A 19,311-nucleotide genomic window follows, 5' to 3' on the forward strand; every position below is an offset into this window, starting at 1 on the left:
TCTGGAAACTGAAACCCTACTAAAAGTGAGTGTAAATATGAGTCGCATAGTCAAAAACAGAGTACAGAGAAAGATTGGTTCTGAACTATTGATCAATGTGACTCCCACGGAAGCCAGAGTCGCCTTGGTTGAACATGGTGTGTTGCAGGAAGTCCATATAGAGAGGCGGATGAAGCGTGGCCTAGTGGGCAATATTTACAAGGGCAAGGTGAGTCGTGTCTTACCGGGAATGCAGGCGGCATTTGTGGATATCGGCCTGGATAAGGCGGCCTTCTTACATGCCTCTGATATCGTACCCCACACCGAGTGTGTTGCCGATGTAGAGAAGGGTAACTTTGTGGTACGCGATATCGCTCAGCTGGTCAGGCAAGGGCAAGATATCATGGTACAAGTGGTGAAAGACCCCTTAGGTACCAAAGGTGCTCGCCTGACTACGGATATTACCTTACCCTCTCGCTACCTGGTGTTTATGCCTGGGTCGAGTCATATCGGGGTTTCTCAGCGTATCGAGTCTGAAGAGGTTCGTGCTCGTTTGAAAGGCTTAACTCAGCCTTTCGTCGATGAAGATGGCGGCTTTATCATTCGCACCGCGGCAGAGAGTGCCGGTGAGCAAGAGTTAGTCCAGGATGCCGCATTTCTTCGTCGTGTGTGGGCGAAAGTCAGTGAACGACGTAAGCGTCCGGGTGTGTCTCTGTTGTATCAAGATCTGGCACTGCCTGTACGCATCGTTCGTGATTTTGTCGGTACCGAGCTGGATCAGATCCAGGTTGATTCAAGCAAGACCTTCGATGAGCTACAGACATTCACCCAAGAGTTTATGCCTGAGATTGCCGACAAGATTGAGCATTATTCAGGCCCTGTACCTATTTTCGATCTCTATGATGTTGAAAACGAAGTGCAGAGAGCATTGGGGAGAAAAGTTGAGTTGAAATCGGGTGGCTACCTGATCATAGATCAGACCGAAGCCATGACGACGGTGGATATCAACACAGGTGCTTTCGTCGGCCATCGCAATCTCGAAGATACCATCTTCAATACCAACCTCGAAGCGACTCAAGCCATTGCACGTCAGTTGAGGCTGCGTAATCTTGGCGGCATCATCATCATAGATTTTATCGACATGTTGGATGCTGAGCATCAAAAACGTGTGCTTAATAGCCTGGAACTGGCACTATCTCTGGATAGGGTTAAAACTAATATTAGTGGTTTCTCCGGTTTAGGTTTAGTGGAGATGACTCGTAAACGTACTCGAGAGAGTTTAGAGCATGTTTTATGTGGAGAGTGCCCAGTGTGTCTAGGTACGGGTAGCTTGAAGACGGTTGAGACTGTGTCTTATGAGATCTTCAGAGAGATCATCAGGCTCAACCGCAGCTATGATGCAGATGAGTTTTTAGTGTACTGCTCGCCTGCGGTTCATGGCAGTTTGACGGGTGAAGAGAGCCATCTAGTCGCCGAGCTTGGCGTCTATATTGGTAAACAAGTTAAGCTTAAAAATGAGCCCATGTATGCTCAAAATAAGTTCGATGTGGTAATAATGTAGTGTCCGGTAAATTTTGTCCCCGAAAGTTCAGCCGGTTTTGCTGGCAAATTTTAGCGATCATTCTGGTGTTATTTGCGCTGGTGGTGAGCCTATTTCGTGGACTCTTGCCTCAGCTCGATGAAGTCAGAACTGAGTTAGTAAAGTATGTCGAACAGCAATACCAGGTTCGGGTCAATGTTGGCCTGCTGAGTGCCGAATGGCAGGCTTTTGGGCCAGCCTTAACGGTAAGCAAACTCGTCATCCCTCCCCAAGAGAGCCTGCCATTTACCTTAGTGGTGAACGATGTTCATATTAAATTAGATTTCTGGGAAAGCCTGTTCACTGCATCACCACAAATTGAGAATGTGATCTTCGATGGTGTCTATGTTGCCCTAGACTTAGATAAGCTCAATGAGGGCAGCGATACCACGAGTGCTCGGGAGATGGATACCGACTGGTTGTATCGCCTCTTATTAGAACAGTTGGAACGTTTTTCGATTAAACAGGCTAGCCTGCAACTTCTGAGCAAGAAGCATGATTACCGACCGATATTTGTAAAAGATCTTAAGTGGTCTAACTCTCCAAATCGTCATCGCGGTCAAGGTAAACTCTATCTCGACCAAGATGCGTCAGAGGTGGAATTATTGTCACTGCAATTAGATATTCGTGGTAGTGGTAATAAGCCTGATGGGCTTAAAGGGCAAGTCTACTTAGCCGCTCAGTCATTAGATTTGGGGGAATGGGCTTCGAGACAGAAAAATCCTTATGATGATAAGGCTAAGCTGGAGTTAGAGGGGGTTATTAACCTTCAAGCCTGGATGAGCTTAGCTAACCGCACGGTTGAATCCAGTATTATCGAATTCTCTCCTAGCTGGCTCGAATGGGATCTCAATGATCGAAAGCAACATTTCGAGATCAAGGGGGGCCAGCTCGAGTGGTTGCCGACACAAACCGGTTGGCGCTTCACGAGTCGCGATCTAGCTTTCGAGTCTAATCAACAAGCTTGGCCTGACTTTAACTTCGTTGCCGAGAAGCGAGAGCAGGGATTATTCACCTATCTCAATCGACTCGATACCGGCTCACTATTGCCTCTGTTGCCCCTAGTGCCGGGAATGGAATTAGCAGGTCTTAAAAATTGGCAGAAGTTGGATCCTCAAGGTGCAATCGAGTCCATCAAACTGACTAAGCTGAAGGACCAAGATCCTCAGCTGTCTTTATCCGTAAATCAGCTGACTTGGTCACAAGATGGCGGGATCCCGGGAAGTGACCCCATAGATTTTCAGCTTGGTTGGGGAAATGAGTCGCTCTATATCTCGGCGCCGAAGCAAGATTATCGATTAGATTTTGGCAGCGGGTTGAAACAGCCCTTATCTCTCTCGGGGGAAGCCTTCGAGGCAAAGTATGATCTCGCCGCTCAGGCGATAATCCTTCCACAACTGATGCTGAGTAATCAGGACATAGCTATCGATGCTGCAATGAAGTTAGAGTTGGGGGAGCAGGTCCATCTGGCTTTACTGTCAACATTGAAGGTTAATGATGTCGCCAACGTGGGCAATTACCTGCCACTGGACGGTATGAGTCAAGGTCTGATCGATTACCTCAACGTCGGATTAGTCGCAGGACGTATTCAAGACGGTGTAGTGGTTTGGAATGGCGCCTTAAGTGATTACCCATATCTGGACCATTCTGGAGTATTCAATGCCAATTTTACTCTGGAAGATGCAGAGTTTAAGTTTCAGCCCGATTGGCCGGCTGTGACCGATTTGAATCTAATGGCGCAGTTTGAAAATGAAGCTATGATACTCACCATCGAGCGAGGCCATTTATTAGATGTGGTTGTCGATGGCGCTAAGGTGAGTATTCCTCAGCTAGGACCGAGATCACTCCTGAAGGTTAAGGCTGATTTGAAAACCTCGGGTAAAGCCGCGACCCGAGTCATACAGGCCTCTCCACTAGTGGATTCCGTTGGCTCGACCTTAGCCGTAGTACAGATAAATGGTGATGTGTCGGCGTCATTGGATCTCGACATTCCTCTGTATGAGGCAGAGGCTGGGGAGTTTGTCGAAGAAGATATTCGCGGTTTAATCACTTTTGATAAGACGCTAGTTTATATCACTGAGCCGGGTGTATTACTCGATGAAGTGACCGGGCAGGTGAGTTTCGTTAACGACATCGTTAAAGGGAGCGATATTTCAGCCTTACTGTATCAACAACCCATCTCTTTGACGTTCGACACGGGTAATGTCGGCAGAAATTATGGCCTCAATCTGGATATGAAGGGAGCATGGTCACTCGCTGACTTGCCAGAAGAGCTAAACAACCCACTGCAAGATTTCTATTCCGGTGACGTTAGCTGGAAGGGGGCCATGACTTTAGTTTTCGACCCATCTGGCTATCGCATACAGGCTCAGGTCGAGACGGATCTATTAGGTGCCGAGTTGGCACTGCCAGCGCCATTTGCCAAGGCGAAAGATGAGTCAAGAAAGCTGACGGCCGAGCTGATTGGCGATAACAAACAATCGTCTCTAGGCATTAAGCTGGGTAAACAGATGGAGTTCTGGGGTGGATTCGATCAAGAATCGGGCAATCAACTCGCGCATTATGATCTACTATTGGGCCGCTTGTTTAAGCCTGGAGATCAACTGAAAAAAAATCAAGGGCATCTGCAGTTAGACATAGCGCATACCGAATTAGCCCCTTGGCTACCCATAATCAATAAGTTTACCGCCGGGGATAAGGTGAGCGACGCGACTAAGGTTATTGAGGAAGCTGGACTTATTGGCGTTGAGCCTGGCTCAGAAGTTCAGGCCAATATTGCGAATGCAGCACCTGAAGAGCTGAGTACACAGGAATCGTTTTTCCCGCCATTGATAAGCCTGGATGCAGACATTGCCGACTTTAATTTGATGGGGCAAACCTTATCAGATCTGAAGATGACAGCCTATCCCACCCCTGACAGTTGGCGTTTCGAGGCGAGTTCGAATGAGTTTGACGGTAGAGTCGACTTCTATCCGGACTGGGCGACCCAGGGACTCAAATTGGTCGCGACTAAGTTTCATCTAGCACCCAATGTTAAGGCACCGGAAGATGCTGACTTTAAAACTGATACCGTGTTGGACAACCTGCCTCCTTTAGCCGTGGATGTGGATGAATTTTCTTTCTATGGCAGTCCTCTCGGACATCTGGTTCTGCAAGGCTCCCCTAAGGGCGATAGCTACCAAATTCAGACCCTGTCGCTGACCACACCTGAGGTCAAGTTAAGGGGGAAAGGCGTTTGGCAGAATGATAATAACGAGAACTTAACTCAATTTGATGTGAAATTAACGGCGACAAAATTTGATGCCATATCGGCGATTGTCGGCATGGACCCAGGTTTAAAGGATGCGCCAGTTGAGGTCAATGCTGAAATATCATGGCAAGGCGCACCATATCAGTTCTCGCTAGAAAGCCTCAATGGCCTGGTGAATTTCGAGTTAGGTAAGGGACACCTTTCCGAAGTTAGCGATAAAGGTGCCAGAATCTTCTCCCTGTTTAGCCTGGACTCGTTACTGAGAAAGCTGTCTCTGGATTTCTCAGATGTATTTGGCAAAGGTTTATATTTTAATTCCTTTACCGGCACCTTGAATATCGATAATGGCGTGGTTAAAACCCATGATACCGAGATGGACGCGGTAGCGGGGAATATGAAGGTTAGAGGCTATACGGACCTGATGACTGAAAGCCTGAACTATGATATTCGATTTGTGCCTCAATTAGCATCGAGTGTGCCTACGGTTGTTCTCTTGACCACAGGTGGCTGGACATTCGGCCTGGGTGCGTTCGCGCTAACTAAGGTATTAGAGCCTGTGATCGAAGTGATTACTGAGATACGTTTTCAACTAACCGGTACCATGGCTGAACCTAAGTTGGAAGAGATAGGACGTAAGAGTAAAGAGATAGAGATCCCTGAATCTGTGCTGCCTCGTGTTAAGGAGCCTCAGCCTGACGAAAATTCTCAGCAAAATGAATCATCTCAGAAGAAACAACAGTCTAAAGAGTTAGATTCAGGTGTCGAAATACCGGCAACGAACGTAATAGAGATGCCTACCTTTAAAGAAAGTAAGCGTATAGATAAGGAGCCAGAAGATGCAGATCAACCTACTTCAGTGCCAAAGCAGTCAAGACGTATCCAAGAATCTGGAGTATATCGAATCGCAGCTTAGCCAACTCCCTAGAGTTCAAGGTGAAGCGCAACTCGTGGTCCTGCCAGAGTGTTGCCTCCTGTTTGGTGGTCACGAAAGCCAGCAACTCGAGTATGCCGGCGATAACCAATCGAATCCTTTTAAAACGGTACTTGCAGATCTGGCGCGTCGTTATGATATTTATCTGGTGGCTGGGAGTATTCCTGTAGCCGTCGGCGATGGCCGAGTCTATAACCGTACTTATCTGTTTGATAACCAAGGCCTGGTCTTGGGCGAATACGATAAAATACACCTGTTCGATGTCGATGTTTCCGATGGGACTAAGGAGTATCGTGAGAGCGATACCTTCTGCGCCGGAGATAAAATTAGTGTAATCGACACTCCCTTTGGTAAGTTAGGGTTAGCGATATGTTACGATCTGCGTTTCCCGGATCTATTCAGAGCCATGAGATTAGCCGGAGCCGAACTGATTGCCCTACCGGCAGCCTTCACTAAGGTGACGGGAGAGGCCCATTGGCAAACCTTGATCCAGGCCAGAGCGATTGAGAATCAGTGTTTTATTCTCGCGGCGGCTCAATGGGGACAGCATAATCAGGGAGGCCGGGAAACCTGGGGTCAGAGTATGGTTGTTGACCCATGGGGACGAATTAACGCCCAGAAGATGACAGGTTGCGGTTGGGTTCAGTCGAAGCTGGATAGAGATGAAATGATAAAAATTAGGCAACAGATGCCAATAGCCAGTAATAACCGATTTGCTGAGCCAAAGTTACAACACAAAGATGCTAATCCATAGAAAGTTGATGTCAGTGTCTTATAAAAATTATGCACAAAGAGAGAGTAATTAATGCCATTTTTAACCCAAGTTGAGCAGAGCCTTTTACAAGATGGACTATCGCTGGATGACCTGCAGGGTTATCTCAAGCTAATCCATCAACATGATGTCGACTTTTCTGATCTCTATTTTCAGGGCAGCCGTCATGAGTCTTGGGTACTAGAAGATGGCATAGTGAAAGAGGGCAGCTTTCATATCGAGAGAGGCGTGGGTGTTCGGGCCATCACAGGTGAGAAAACGGGCTTCGCTTATGCCGATGAGATCACTCCTGCTGCATTAACTGCATCGGCCGAGGCGGCTCGCAGTATCGCAGCCCATGGCGGAGAGAGCGCTTCGGTACAAGCCTGGAAGCGTAAAGAGATGAAGGCCCTATACCAGAGTGCCGATCCAATCGCGGCGATGGAAGAGGCCAAGAAGATCGCGCTGCTTAAGCAGGCCGATGCTTATATTCGTAGTCTAGATAGCCGTATTATTCAGGTGGTCATCAGCCTCTCAGGTGTACACGAAGAGATACTTATTGTCGCGAGCGATGGCACCTTGGCGGCAGATATTCGTCCATTGGTTCGCTTTAATTGCAGCGTGATCCTGGAAGAAAATGGCAAACGCGAACGCGGTGCCAGTGGCGGCGGTGGACGTCACGACTATCAGGTGATGATGGAGACAGATGATGCAGGTCTGCCGGTTTGTTTCGATTTCGCTCGAGAAGCGGTAAGACAAGCCTCGGTTAATTTGCACGCGGTAGATGCACCAGCCGGCGAAATGCCGGTGATCTTAGGCCCTGGTTGGCCTGGTGTATTACTTCATGAGGCGGTTGGCCATGGCTTGGAAGGTGACTTCAACCGTAAGGGCAGCAGTGCATTCAGTGGTAAGGTAGGCCAGCAGGTCGCCTCTAAGCTGGTGACTGTGGTCGATGACGGCACCATGGTAAACAGACGCGGCTCTTTGAGTATCGATGATGAAGGTGTGCAGACTCAGAAGACTGTGCTGATCCAAGATGGGATCTTGAAAGGCTATATGCAGGATAAATTAAATGCGCGCCTTATGGGTGAGCAGTCCACGGGTAATGGGCGTCGTGAATCTTATGCACACTTGCCTATGCCGAGAATGACTAACACTTATATGGAAGCTGGCGAGTCGGATCCGGCTGAGATGATCAAGTCAGTTAAGAATGGCATCTATGCGCCTAACTTCGGTGGTGGTCAGGTCGACATTACTTCCGGTAAGTTTGTGTTCTCGGCTTCAGAAGCCTATTTGATTGAGAATGGTGAAGTGACTCAGGCGATTAAAGGTGCAACCCTTATCGGCAATGGTCCGGAAGCCATGGGTCAGATCTCTATGGTGGGTAACGATCTGGCATTAGACCAAGGTGTCGGCGTCTGTGGTAAGGATGGTCAGAGCGTTCCAGTCGGTGTTGGCCAGCCTACACTCAAGATAGATAAATTAACCGTAGGTGGAACGGCGTAAGAAAAAGTTAGAAGGAGCTAGGCCGCAGGTTTAGCTCCTTCTATTCAACTTCAATGAATGCTAAGATTGACCAAGGAATTAGAGTAAACACTCTAGGTTGTGCACACCAAGGTGCAGAGGAAAGGGGATGAAGTTTTCAAAGTTAGCTCTAGTGTCGTTTTTGGCATTGGGCTCTTTTACTGCACAGGCATCGAACCTGGGCTTCGAACAAGCCTGGAAGCAGTTGCTAACCGTCAGCGATAAACTACAGGCCAGCGCACAGGAAGTACGACGTGCAGAGGCCAAGCATGAAGCGGGGAAAGATCTCAACCTTCCCTCAATTAGCCTCAATGGCAGCTACACCAGATTAGAGAAACCTATCGAGATGGATCTGAGGGATCTTAACCCTTTGGCATCTATGGATCCCGCTTCGCTTCCTCCTGCACTTGGTGGTGCACTAGCGGCCATTCCAGGCTCCATGTTTATCACTCCCTTTACCGAGCAAGATATCTTTCGCTCCAGCCTTCAGGCTATGTGGCCCATCTATACTGGTGGCAAGATTACCGCAGCCCAGGGTATTCATGCGGCTCAAGTGGCTGAGAAAGAGCAGCAGTTTCAACTGACCACACGAGATCTCTTCATTCAACTGGTGGATCGTTATTACGGCGTCGCAGTGAGCCAAGCCATGGCCCGTACTCGAGGTGAGCTTGTTGTCTCTCTTGAAGAACATTCGGAGCATGCGGTTAAGCTGGAAGAGCAAGGTCAGATAGCGAAAGTTGAGCGATTAAATGCTCAAGTTGCATTAGAGAATGCCAAGGTCAATTTTGCCAGCGCCAGGCGTCAGGCCGAGATGGCAGAAATAGCCCTGTCGCGCATGTTACATGAGCGAGAAGTGAACCCTATCTCTCAGCTATTTATGCTAAATAATGCTCCCTCACTACCCCGATTAAGCCAGCTAACTCTGGCGCAACATCCGGCATTGAAACTACTCGAGGCAAAAGAGGCTCAGGCACAGGGTCTGGTGGATGTTGAGAAAGGTCAGTATTTACCGACGGTTTTTCTCTACGGTAACTACACACTATATGAAGATGACAGTTTGTTTTCCAAGATGGAGCCGGACTGGATGTTAGGCGTGGGCGTCAAGATCCCCCTGCTGAGCAGAGATGGACGTAGCGGCAAAGTCGAGGCGGCTAAGAGTGCGCTGCTGCAGGCGCGTTATACCAAGGCGCAGACTCAGCAAGATCTCAGCTTGTTGTTGGATCAAAGCTATCGTCAACTGCTACAGGCTCAAGAAGAGGTAGAGTCTTTAGACTTATCACTGAGCCTGGCAACAGAGAATAAACGTCTACGGGATTTGGCCTTTCGTCAGGGATTATCCACTTCCATCGAGAAGGTAGACGCAGAGCTTAAGCTCACAGGTGTTGAGATGCAGCAACTGGCTGCCAAGTACCGTTATGTTCAGGCCTATGCCCGTTTGATGGCGGTGAGTGGGCAACTGGATGAATTTTTAGGTCGCAGCAGTATTGAGACTAGCGCGATGCAGGAGAGTAAGAATGCAGGCTAATCGTATAATTGCAGTTGTGGGCTTAGTGGGCTTAGTGGGGGTATTGGGCTATGGACTTAAACTGGCCTATACCCCGAAAATCGTCTATCTGCAGGGGCAGATAGAGGCGAGAGAATACAATATCTCCTCAAAGGTTCCCGGGCGTGTCGAGCAGGTACTGGTGAGACGTGGCGACAGTGTAGAGGTCGGCGATCTCTTGTTTGCCATCGATAGCCCAGAACTTAATGCCAAGTTGATGCAGGCCGAAGGTGGCAGAGATGCAGCTCAGGCAATGCAGTCAGAAGCCGATAGCGGCGCCCGTAAGCAGCAGGTGATGGCCTCCCGTGAGCAGTGGCTGAAAGCGAAGGCGGGAGCCACATTAGCCAAGACTACCTACGATCGGGTAGAAAACTTGTTTGTCGAAGGCGTACTCGCCAGACAGAAACGTGATGAAGCATTTACTCAGTATCAGGCGGCCAAATACACGGAGCAGGCAGCCTTAGCCATGTATCAGATGGCTCAGGAAGGGGCGAGGGTAGAGACTAAGGCCGCCGCCGCGGGTAATGCTCGTATGGCCGAAGGCGCCGTCCACGAAGTTAATGCTATTTTAGCCGATAGCCAGATGCGTGCACCTAAATCCGGTGAGATAAGCGAAGTGTTACTGCAACCTGGTGAGCTTGCTCCTAGCGGCTTCCCTGTGGTTAGTTTGATAGATATGCAAGACGCCTGGGCCGTATTTCAAGTCAGAGAAGATCAGCTTAAGCAGTTCTCTAAAGGACAGAAGCTGATGTTGACTCTGCCGGCTCTCGAACGTGAGGTCGAATTTACTGTGTCTCATATTAGTGTTATGGGTGACTTTGCGACTTGGCGTTCGACTGAGAGTGGCCATGATTTCGACATGCGTACCTTCGAGGTGGAGCTGCGCCCTAATTCAGACATTAAAGATTTAAGGGTCGGCATGTCAGCGATCTTAACTCGCTAAACCTGAGATTATCATGAACAGTTTAGTGGCCCTTATTCGTCGTGAGATCCACGCACTGTGGAACTCGCCATGGCAGCTCGCCCTGGTTAGCTATATTCCCATCTTGAGCATACTCTGTTTATGGTGGCTGTTCAGTGCGGGTTTACCGAGACAGTTACCTGTGGCCGTCGTGGATTCGGACCATAGCCAATTGAGCCGTATGCTAACCCGTAAATTACAGGCCAACCCAGTGGTTGCTCCGCAGAATTTTGTAGACTTAGCCTCGGCGGTAACCGCCATGAAACAGTCCCAAGTATATGGCATCGTGGTGCTTCCCTACGGGTTGCAACGGGATCTTATAACGGGTCATAGCCCGGTCATAGATGTTCGCTATAACAGTCAGTTCTTGCTGGTGGGTAAACTCTTATCCAGCCAGATTCAACTCACATTAGGCTCGGGACTTCTCGAGGTCGCAGGAGTGAAACAGCTGCTTCAAGGCGTGCCTAAGTCTCAGGTAGCCTCGCATTTGAGCCCGGTGACCAGCCAGACCACGGCACTGTTTAATCGCAATAATAACTATGTGAGCTTCCTGGTGCCACCTGTGCTAGTTGCCCTTTGGCAATTACTGGCCATGCTAATCTTCTCTAATAGCTTAAGCCGGGAGTTAACCCCAGAAGGGTGCTTCGCTGCAGATAGCGGTATCTGGCCCAGGATTTGGGCCAAGATTGCCGTGTTTACTCCGATTTTACTCATGCATGGTGGCTTCATTCTGGCCCTGCTATATCAGTATTTAGCCCTGCCTGTAGCGGGTAGCTTAGCCCTATTAGTCTTGGCGCAACTGGCGATGTTATTGGCGGTCTGGCTGCTGGTATTGCTGGTCTTTTTCATCATGCGAGACAGTGCCCGCATGGTGAGTTTCGGTACCGCATTATTCGCGCCAGCATTTGCGTTTATGGGGATCACGTTTCCGGTCCATGAGATGCCTATACTCGCCCAGTGGTGGCGTTTAATTATGCCGTCCAGTCACTATGTGGACTCACATGTCAGCATCGTCAGTTATGGAGTGGGTTGGGAGACCATAGCTATACAGCTTACTAGCTATTGGGGCTTCCTCTGCATCATACCAGTACTTTTTTTGCTATCACGCCGCATTGAAAAGGCCTCGAAGTCCGAGCCCAGTCAGCAGATGATAGACCCGGATCTGGCGTCTAAAAGACAGGGGCGGATCTGTGATGAGTAATAAGATGATGAGTTTTTGGCAACTAGTATCAGCCGAGCTAAAGGCAATAGTGGCAGATAAGGCCATCGCAGTGACCCTATTTGGTGGTGTGCTGTTTTATTCTGTTTTATACCCCTTACCTTATCTTCATCAGGTACCGACTGAACAGCAGCTGGTTGTGGTTGATCTGGATCGCTCTTCATTGAGCCGCCGTCTGATCCGTCATGCGGATGCCAGTGCGAAAGTCAGTGTCATCGGCCAGGTGACCAGTATCAGTCAAGCTCAGAGCTGGATAGAATCCGGCCGCGCTCATGGCCTGCTGGTCATTCCCGAAGGCTTCAGGCGAGATCTGTTATTGGGCAAGGGGGTAACCTTAAGCTATGGCGGTGATGCTAGCTACTTCCTTATCTATTCCGCGGTTGCTGAGGGCCTAGTTACGGCTGGCATGGATGCGGGTAAACAAGTACAACTGCTCGGCATGCTGGCTAAAGGTGAGGCGCCTAAACAAGCGAATTTAAGCCTAAACTCGGTGAAGATCAACAGTGTGCCTGCGTTTAACCCTAGCCTGGGATACACTCCCTATGTGGTGCCTGGACTCTTCTTGTTGATCTTGCATCAGACTTTACTGATAGGAACCGGGATCTTAGGTGCCGGCCAATGGCGGAGAAAGGGTTATTGGCGAGATGTTTCACCTCTGCAACTCGTCTGTGGTCGCATCTCGGCATTCATGTTGATTTACCTATTTTTCAGCAGCTTTTATGTCGGTTTCTGTTTTTACTGGTATCAGGTCAGCGTGCAGGCAAGCCTTAGTCTGGTGGCCCTGTGGATGTTACCCTTTTTATTGGCAACCAGCGCTGCCGGTATTGCCTTGAGTAGCTTGTTTGTCCGCCGGGACCTACCGACTCAAGTCTTGTTGTTAGTCTCTATGCCCATCATGTTCGTTTCCGGCTTTGTCTGGCCATTGGCGCTTATCCCAGAGCCTCTGATTTGGCTGTCTCAGGTGATCCCTGCCGTCCCCGCTATCATGGGGATGTTAGAGCTTAATCAGATGGGGGCGTCTTGGTCCAGTGTCATGCCTAAATGGCTGCAGTTATGGGGCTTGTTCGCTGTGTTTTTTGTGCTGGCTCTGTATGGCGTCACGCGAAGACTCAAATCGGCAGTTGATGAGACGAGTTAGTTCTTAATCAGATGGTCGATGCCTCAGGTCCAGTGTTATGCCTAAATGGCTGCAGTTATGGGGCTTGTTCGCTGTGTTTTTTGTGCTGGCTCTGTATGGCGTCACGCGAAGACTCAAATCGGCAGTTGATGAGACGAGTTAGTTCTTAATCAGATGGTCGATGCCTCAGGTCCAGTGTTATGCCTAAATGGCTGCAGTTATGGGGCTTGTTCGCTGTGTTTTTTGTGCTGGCTCTGTATGGCGTCACGCGAAGACTCAAATCGGCAGTTGATGAGACGAGTTAGTTCTTAATCAGATGGTCGATGCCTCAGGTCCAGTGTTATGCCTAAATGGCTGCAGTTATGGGGCTTGTTCGCTGTGTTTTTGTGCTGGCTCTGTATGGCGTCACGCGAAGACTCAAATCGGCAGTTGATGAGACGAGTTAGTTCTTAATCAGATGGTCGATGCCTCAGTCCAGTGTTATGCCGAAATGGCTGCAGTTATGGGGCATGTTCGCTGTGTTTTTTGTGCTGGCTCTGTATGGCGTCACGCGAAGACTCAAATCGGCAGTTGATGAGACGAGTTAGTTCTTAATCAGATGGTCGATGCCTACAGGTCCAGTGTTATGCCGAAATGGCTGCAGTTATGGGGCTTGTTCGCTGTGTTTTTTGTGCTGGCTCTGTATGGCGTCACGCGAAGACTCAAATCGGCAGTTGATGAGACGAGTTAGTTCTTAATCAGATGGTCGATGCCTACAGGTCCAGTGTTATGCCGAAATGGCTGCAGTTATGGGGCTTGTTCGCTGTGTTCTTTATGCTGGTTTGGTATGCGTCATGCGAAGGCTAGAATCAGCAGGTAATGAGACTAGCTGGTTTCTGCTAAATGCCAGGCTGTTGTAATACCAAATTCGCCTTTTCTCCCTGTACTGAGCCTACGTAGCAGCTACTGGCGATCTTAAGATCCTTGCATTTGGCCTTATAATTTTTGGGTGGAAGTATAAGAAAGCCCATGTAGAAGTCATCTAAATGGGCTTTTAAGTATCAAATTCTCTCTCATGAGAAAATATGTCTATGTCCCTGTTAGGGTGACAGAAAAAGCGTGGCTGGATTTTATCTGTTTAGGTGTAGTGACATCGATACTGATGTTACTCGTCTTCGGCGCTTCTCCGATACTGGCTGGATCTATGTCATTGGTGATTATAAATCCAGTCGTTGTTCCGCCATTTCGGGTGATGTTAAGTACTGAAAAAGCATCGAAATTAAGCTCTCCGGATGAAGCTGTTACCGCCACTTGGGAGTCGGCTGGCATTATCTGGTAGGCGCTGTCATAGAGCTGTACAGAAAATTGTGATGATTGGCCCGGAGCGATATCGGTCAATGAAACGATAGGATCTGTTTCTTTCTCTGAATCATCTGAGATGAGCTTACCATCTTGCCAGAGGGTGAATTCTGCATGAGATCCTGACATGGTCATCACCAGAGCCTTACGGATATAGGTCTTGTTGGCTTGATCTATGCCGCAGAGGCTACCTTCGCACTGTGGGCCATTAAACTTGCCATCGGGCCCCGCATAACTAGTACTATTCTCAGTATTAAAGTACTTCTCACCTTCACTATGTTGACCTGTTTCATCGTCATCGCGGAAGGCATCACCTAAATCGCTAAAACCATTAGGCATGTAAGCTTCACGATCCATGCCATTACCGGAACAGGCTATTGAGTTATTATTCGAGTCCAGACAAGCATTCACTGGTCCACCGTCAGCATCATCGAAGATATTATTGCCGTTAGTGTCGAAGAAGGTTTCATGGCCGAGTGCATAGGCCAGTACAGTGATCCTATGATTAGGTACTCTAGCGCTAGCCGATGTCCACTCGACGCTACAGTTACCATCGACGGTTAAGCAGTTAGAGACTATCTGCCCACCTTCCGCTGTGAAATTGATTGTGGTGTCATCGGGAGCCGGGTTACCGAAGCTATCCGAGGCATAAGCTGTAATTGTGGACTTCTCACCATTGAATTGATCGGCTTCGGGGTTAAATACTGAAGCCGACAGGCTAAAGCCAAGTTGCTGAGGCAGGCCTGTGTTTACCGTTAATTGCTCCGATTGACTGGTAATAATCTCACCCGTGTCTGCATCGGTTGCCGAAGCGACCACACGTACTGGCGTAGGCACAGTGCCTGCCTGAACTCGAACGCTGACCACACCTTCCGAGTTAGTGATACTTTCCGCTGTGGCGAGTCCATTGGAAAAACTCAAGCCGCCGACAAGAGTATCGAGGGAAAAGCTAACAGTTTGCTGAGCGCTGGCTTGTCCATTTGAACCTGTGACCTTAAATGAGACCAGTGAAGATTCTGTGCTACCTGTACCGCCCGCACCCTTGATGCGAATGTTAGTCGGTTCTGCCGAGACGAAGCTAAGGCTAGCGAGTGTCTGACGCGCCAGGGTGAAAGGAAAGCTGGCAGTTAGTGTTTGATTTCCAACGAGTGTAGAGGCAATTACCTGATCGTCTCGCTCACTGTTGCCGCTGCAGCTGGTGTCCTGGAAGGTAGAGCTGGCACTGCCTGAAAGTGTGGTGACTGGAGTGTCCAGGCTGGCGTTGTTACCAAGTACACAATCTGAGCTGAAGCTGATTGAAGAAGGAGTCTGCACCCGGGTAATAGTGCCGTCATCTGCTTGGCTGATAAGAGTTGCTGTGATACCAAAACTTCCGCCTGCACTGATGATGTATTTACCATCGACAGGGATCAGTGAACTGGTTAATTCACTTTCTACAAATTGATCATTACTATCGAAATGACCTAATTTAAGTATACCTTCACCACCGATAGCATCGGCTGAAAGGACCTCATACAAACTATTAGTTTGGTAATTTTGTTCTTGATAGTCTAACGATACATTGAGGTTTGCTGCCCCTAGGTCACTGGTGCTTGGGGTATAGTTAACCTGCGCGATACCTTGAGCATTAGTCAGTGCAGTACTTGGGGTTAAGCTTACACTGCCTGCGGTAAAGGTCACCAGCTGATTAGCTATGCCTTGACTCGATGGGTCTAAAAACTGTGCCTGTAGCTGTACTGTCTCATCGACCTTGAACTGAGTGACTATCGCGGCACCATTGATGATGCTGGCACTGATCTTAGGGGTCTCTTCACCAGGAGTCGTAGTACTGCTGGTAAATTCGTAGTTCCTGATAGCCGAAAGAATATTGTTCTCGGCGGCTCCGGTATCGAATTGAGCCGTTAAGGTTCCCGCGCCTAAGGCTAGATCAGGATTGCTGAGTATGACGTGAGCTATACCACTGGAATCCGTCAATTTAGTCGCTGGAGTCAAAGTGCCTAACGTGGCACTGAAACTGATTAAGCTACCGCTGCTATTACTGCCACCTTGAGTGAGTTTTGCCACTGCGCAGATACTGGCATTGCTGGCAAAACTCAAGTCGCTGGTTGCCTCGGCGCATTGGCCGTCGACAACGGTTTTATAACTCAGGGAGAGGGCGAACTCTCCGGTATTTCCGCCATTATCGCCACTGTCATCGGATGAGCCGTTACAACCTCCGATAAACAATAAGGCAAGCAGGGTGAATAGTGCAGCAGGAGCAGATTTTATCAGTCGCATCAGCAACATCCTTGTGAAACTAAAATAGTCGTAAATTCAACGTTATAGGGCGAATATATTTTTATCGATATTTTACGCCAGGTTATTCAGCAAGTTCGCTACGTATATATTTAACTAACTCTATTGAAGATTTAGATGCCTCATCGGGCTTTTTCGTGAGTTCTTTTTTAGACTGGCGTACGAGTTGGCGCAGCTTCTGTCTTTCTAAGTCTGGATATTTTTCGATGAGGGCCTGCACAGCACTGTCACCTTCGCTTAGAAGTTGATCTTTAAATTTTTCAGCGACATTTTGCTTAGCACTCTCGTTACTGTTCTGATTCAACATATTTTTCATGTTGAGTTGCAGCTCTTCGATGTCGACATAACGCATTAACTTGCCAATAAATTGCAGCTGACGACGGTAAGCCTCAGTATTTATTTTTATGGTCTTAGTTTTGAATACGTTGTCATGTAACAGTTCATCAAGTTCCAATCTGTCGATCTGAGTTTTGCTCAGCGCAACGAGTTTCTTTCCTAGCTCTTGATATATCGCAATTTCACGTTTGGTTTCAGCTCTACTGACATAATCTTCATCATGGTCGAAGGGCTGTTTAAAATGTTCTGAATCACCGACTACTTTCATATATAAATATCTCTCTCTTAAACTAAGGTAATAATAACATTTCATTAGAAAATCGCCTATCAGCGAGGCAAGTTATTTAATGTACTTGGGTATTGGGTTTGTTATGCTATCAAGATCCCTGATAACAAAAGAGCAGATTTGTGACGACACCTAGCATTGACATCGAATTAGATTCATTAAAAGACGCTGTATCTATGGCACTCGAGTATGCCAAGCAACTCGGTACATCGGGTGCAGAAGTTGCTATCAGTAAACAACAAGGATTATCCGTATCGACTCGAATGAAGGAGGTTGAAACGGTTGAGTTTAATAAAGATGGCGCGTTAGGTATCACCTTGTTTCGTGATGGCTGTAAAGGCAGCTCATCGACCTCAGATTTGAGCCCTGAAGCTATAAAAGAAGCGGTCAAGGCTGCCGATGGTATTGCAAAGTTTACCTCATCGGATCCTTACAATGGACTAGCCGAAGCTGAGCTCATGGCAAAGGACTTTCCTGATCTAGGCTTGTATCATCCTCAGGAAGTTACTCCAGAAGAGTTAATTGAGTTAGCTGCGCGTTCAGAAGAAGCTGCATTGGATGTCGATAGCCGGATCACAAACTCTGATGGTGCCAGTGCTAATGCCCACACAGGTATAAAAGTTTACGGTAACAGCCACGGATTTTTAAATGGCTATTCCAGTTCTCGTTACAGTCTAAGCTGCGTGGTTATCGGTGAGACTGATGGCAATATGCAGCGTGATTATGATTACACCATCTCTCGAAAATTGAGTGAGCTGCTATCACCGGAAGAGGTGGGACGCAAGGCATCAGAGAAGACGTTAGGTCGTCTTGGTGGACGTAAAATTGCTACCACTGAGCTGCCGGTATTGTTGGCACCTGAAATCGCCACCGGACTCATGGGTCATTTAGTAGGTGCTATCAGCGGCGGTAGCCTCTACCGCAAGTCGAGCTTCCTACTCGACTCTATCGATACTAAGATATTCCCTGATTGGTTTAGCATCGAAGAGCAGCCGCATATCGTGGGTGGCTTAGCGAGTGCTAGCTATGACAGTGAAGGAGTTGCGACTCAGGAACGCGCAATTATTCAGGACGGGGTGCTCTCTACCTATCTGTTAACCAGTTATTCGGCACGAAAACTGGGCCTGAAGAATACCGGACATGCGGGTGGTATATACAACTGGACACTCTCTCATACAGGACAAACCTTCGATGAGTTAGTGAAAGAGATGGGCACGGGTCTTATCGTGACCGAGGTCATGGGTCAAGGTGTCAATGCTGTGACTGGAGATTATTCTCGCGGCGCGGCGGGCTTCTATGTCGAAAACGGCGTGATCCTCTATCCGGTTGAAGAGATCACCATAGCGGGTAACCTCAAAGATATGTACCAGAATATCGTTGCAGTGAGTAAGGATCGCGATCTAAGATCTTCGATCCGTACTGGTGGTATGTTACTCAGCGATATGAAAATAGCGGGTAATTAGATTTTTGAACGTTCCTAGAACCTAGAATTTAGAATCTAGGTTCTAGGAACGCTTTCCTTTTCTTCTGCTTCTCTCCAAAACTCGGCTATGGCCCGATGCAAGTGTGAACTCTTTAGAATACTCACATGGTCTTCGTCGAATCCCCTCATAAAGTCTGAACTCTGAGTATAAGCATATAAATCAAGTCAAACTAATAAGTTAGTTTTTTTATTCCAAAATTATCAGCCCCCTCACTTTTTTAGAATAACTTATCCATTGCATATATGGATAAACAGATATACTATTTATCATATATTCGTTTTGGCATATATCTTATTTCTTCTGAGTGTCCCAGGTATTGTGAACCTGAGGCTATATGTCGAAGACAGGCTTGTATGGAGTAAAAATGACCACTTTAGAGTTTTTCAAACTGTTATCCGATGAAACCAGACTACTCAGTTTGCTGTTGATCATTGAAGAGAAGGAGTTGTGTGTCTGTGAGTTAATGCAGGCACTAGACGAGAGTCAGCCTAAGGTTTCAAGGCACTTGGCTCAAATGAGAAAGGCTGGTCTGCTGCTGGATAAACGCCAGGGACAGTGGGTGTTTTATAGAGTAAATCCTGAGTTACCAGATTGGATCAATAAGACGCTTGCAGAGATCAGTGCAAACAATAAGGCACTTATTTCTGGCAATATCACTAGGTTACATCAAATGGGCGAACGTCCGGAACGTGTACGTGCTTGTTGTAATTAAACAGGT

The 19,311-nt window shown here is 48.0% G+C and carries 12 protein-coding genes and 1 pseudogene; 11 read left to right on the forward strand and 2 right to left on the reverse strand.

Translation table 11 applies throughout. The annotated features are described in order from the left end of the window. Positions 1–37 precede the first annotated feature (37 nt). From rng to FS373_RS32280, 9 genes and pseudogenes are all read left to right on the forward strand, one after another. Complete coding sequence (rng, locus tag FS373_RS25815; protein WP_144044615.1) at positions 38–1,540, forward strand: ribonuclease G; 1,503 nt, start codon at positions 38–40, stop codon at positions 1,538–1,540. Further along, a complete protein-coding gene (locus FS373_RS25820; protein WP_322619570.1) occupies positions 1,540–5,721 on the forward strand; it encodes a YhdP family protein in 4,182 nt (1,393 codons plus the stop codon). The genes rng and FS373_RS25820 overlap by 1 nt, the downstream gene beginning before the upstream one ends. Then, positions 5,645–6,493, forward strand: coding sequence for a carbon-nitrogen hydrolase family protein (locus FS373_RS25825; RefSeq protein ID WP_144044617.1), 849 nt, complete (start codon positions 5,645–5,647; stop codon positions 6,491–6,493). The genes FS373_RS25820 and FS373_RS25825 overlap by 77 nt, the downstream gene beginning before the upstream one ends. A 51-nt stretch (positions 6,494–6,544) precedes the next feature. Further along, positions 6,545–7,996 (forward strand): metalloprotease TldD, encoded by a 1,452-nt coding sequence (gene tldD / locus FS373_RS25830; RefSeq protein WP_144044618.1) that lies wholly within the window; start codon positions 6,545–6,547, stop codon positions 7,994–7,996. Between the two features lie 127 nt (positions 7,997–8,123). Next, entirely contained in the window at positions 8,124–9,539 is a 1,416-nt protein-coding gene (locus tag FS373_RS25835; protein ID WP_144044619.1) for a TolC family protein, read from the forward strand. Next, complete coding sequence (locus FS373_RS25840; protein ID WP_152830900.1) at positions 9,529–10,500, forward strand: HlyD family secretion protein; 972 nt, start codon at positions 9,529–9,531, stop codon at positions 10,498–10,500. Before FS373_RS25835 ends, FS373_RS25840 begins: the two co-directional genes overlap by 11 nt. Before the next feature lie 13 nt (positions 10,501–10,513). Next, a complete protein-coding gene (locus tag FS373_RS25845) occupies positions 10,514–11,719 on the forward strand; it encodes an ABC transporter permease (protein ID WP_152830901.1) in 1,206 nt (401 codons plus the stop codon). Positions 11,720–11,726: 7 nt separating this feature from the next. Beyond that, complete coding sequence (locus tag FS373_RS25850) at positions 11,727–12,875, forward strand: ABC transporter permease (RefSeq protein WP_144048779.1); 1,149 nt, start codon at positions 11,727–11,729, stop codon at positions 12,873–12,875. A gap of 562 nt (positions 12,876–13,437) precedes the next feature. Further along, positions 13,438–13,584 (forward strand): annotated as a pseudogene (locus tag FS373_RS32280) (ABC transporter permease); the annotation flags it as partial. Between the two features lie 338 nt (positions 13,585–13,922). Here FS373_RS32280 and FS373_RS25860 read toward each other — a convergent pair. Both FS373_RS25860 and yjgA read right to left on the reverse strand, forming a co-directional pair. Continuing rightward, positions 13,923–16,469, reverse strand: a complete 2,547-nt coding sequence (locus FS373_RS25860; protein ID WP_152830902.1) for an Ig-like domain-containing protein — start codon at positions 16,467–16,469, stop codon at positions 13,923–13,925. Positions 16,470–16,551: 82 nt separating this feature from the next. After that, a complete protein-coding gene (gene yjgA, locus FS373_RS25865) occupies positions 16,552–17,091 on the reverse strand; it encodes a ribosome biogenesis factor YjgA (protein ID WP_152830903.1) in 540 nt (179 codons plus the stop codon). Positions 17,092–17,231: 140 nt separating this feature from the next. On the opposite strand from yjgA, the gene pmbA reads away from it, so the two are divergent. Together pmbA and FS373_RS25875 are read left to right on the forward strand one after the other, a co-directional pair. After that, positions 17,232–18,572, forward strand: coding sequence for a metalloprotease PmbA (pmbA, locus tag FS373_RS25870; RefSeq protein ID WP_144044624.1), 1,341 nt, complete (start codon positions 17,232–17,234; stop codon positions 18,570–18,572). 385 nt (positions 18,573–18,957) lie between these two features. Then, a complete protein-coding gene (locus tag FS373_RS25875) occupies positions 18,958–19,305 on the forward strand; it encodes a metalloregulator ArsR/SmtB family transcription factor (protein ID WP_144044625.1) in 348 nt (115 codons plus the stop codon). Positions 19,306–19,311: the final 6 nt, after the last annotated feature.

It is taken from the genome of Shewanella sp. YLB-07, from assembly GCF_009377275.1.

Coding starts and splice junctions, on each gene's coding strand:
- FS373_RS25875 (WP_144044625.1), top strand. CDS start 18,958: ATGACCACTTTAGAGTTTTTCAAACTGTTATCCGATGAAACCAGACTA.
- FS373_RS25850 (WP_144048779.1), top strand. CDS start 11,727: ATGAGTTTTTGGCAACTAGTATCAGCCGAGCTAAAGGCAATAGTGGCA.
- FS373_RS25860 (WP_152830902.1), bottom strand. CDS start 16,469: ATGCGACTGATAAAATCTGCTCCTGCTGCACTATTCACCCTGCTTGCC.
- yjgA (WP_152830903.1), bottom strand. CDS start 17,091: ATGAAAGTAGTCGGTGATTCAGAACATTTTAAACAGCCCTTCGACCAT.
- FS373_RS25825 (WP_144044617.1), top strand. CDS start 5,645: ATGCAGATCAACCTACTTCAGTGCCAAAGCAGTCAAGACGTATCCAAG.
- FS373_RS25835 (WP_144044619.1), top strand. CDS start 8,124: ATGAAGTTTTCAAAGTTAGCTCTAGTGTCGTTTTTGGCATTGGGCTCT.
- rng (WP_144044615.1), top strand. CDS start 38: ATGAGTCGCATAGTCAAAAACAGAGTACAGAGAAAGATTGGTTCTGAA.
- FS373_RS25845 (WP_152830901.1), top strand. CDS start 10,514: ATGAACAGTTTAGTGGCCCTTATTCGTCGTGAGATCCACGCACTGTGG.
- tldD (WP_144044618.1), top strand. CDS start 6,545: ATGCCATTTTTAACCCAAGTTGAGCAGAGCCTTTTACAAGATGGACTA.
- FS373_RS25840 (WP_152830900.1), top strand. CDS start 9,529: ATGCAGGCTAATCGTATAATTGCAGTTGTGGGCTTAGTGGGCTTAGTG.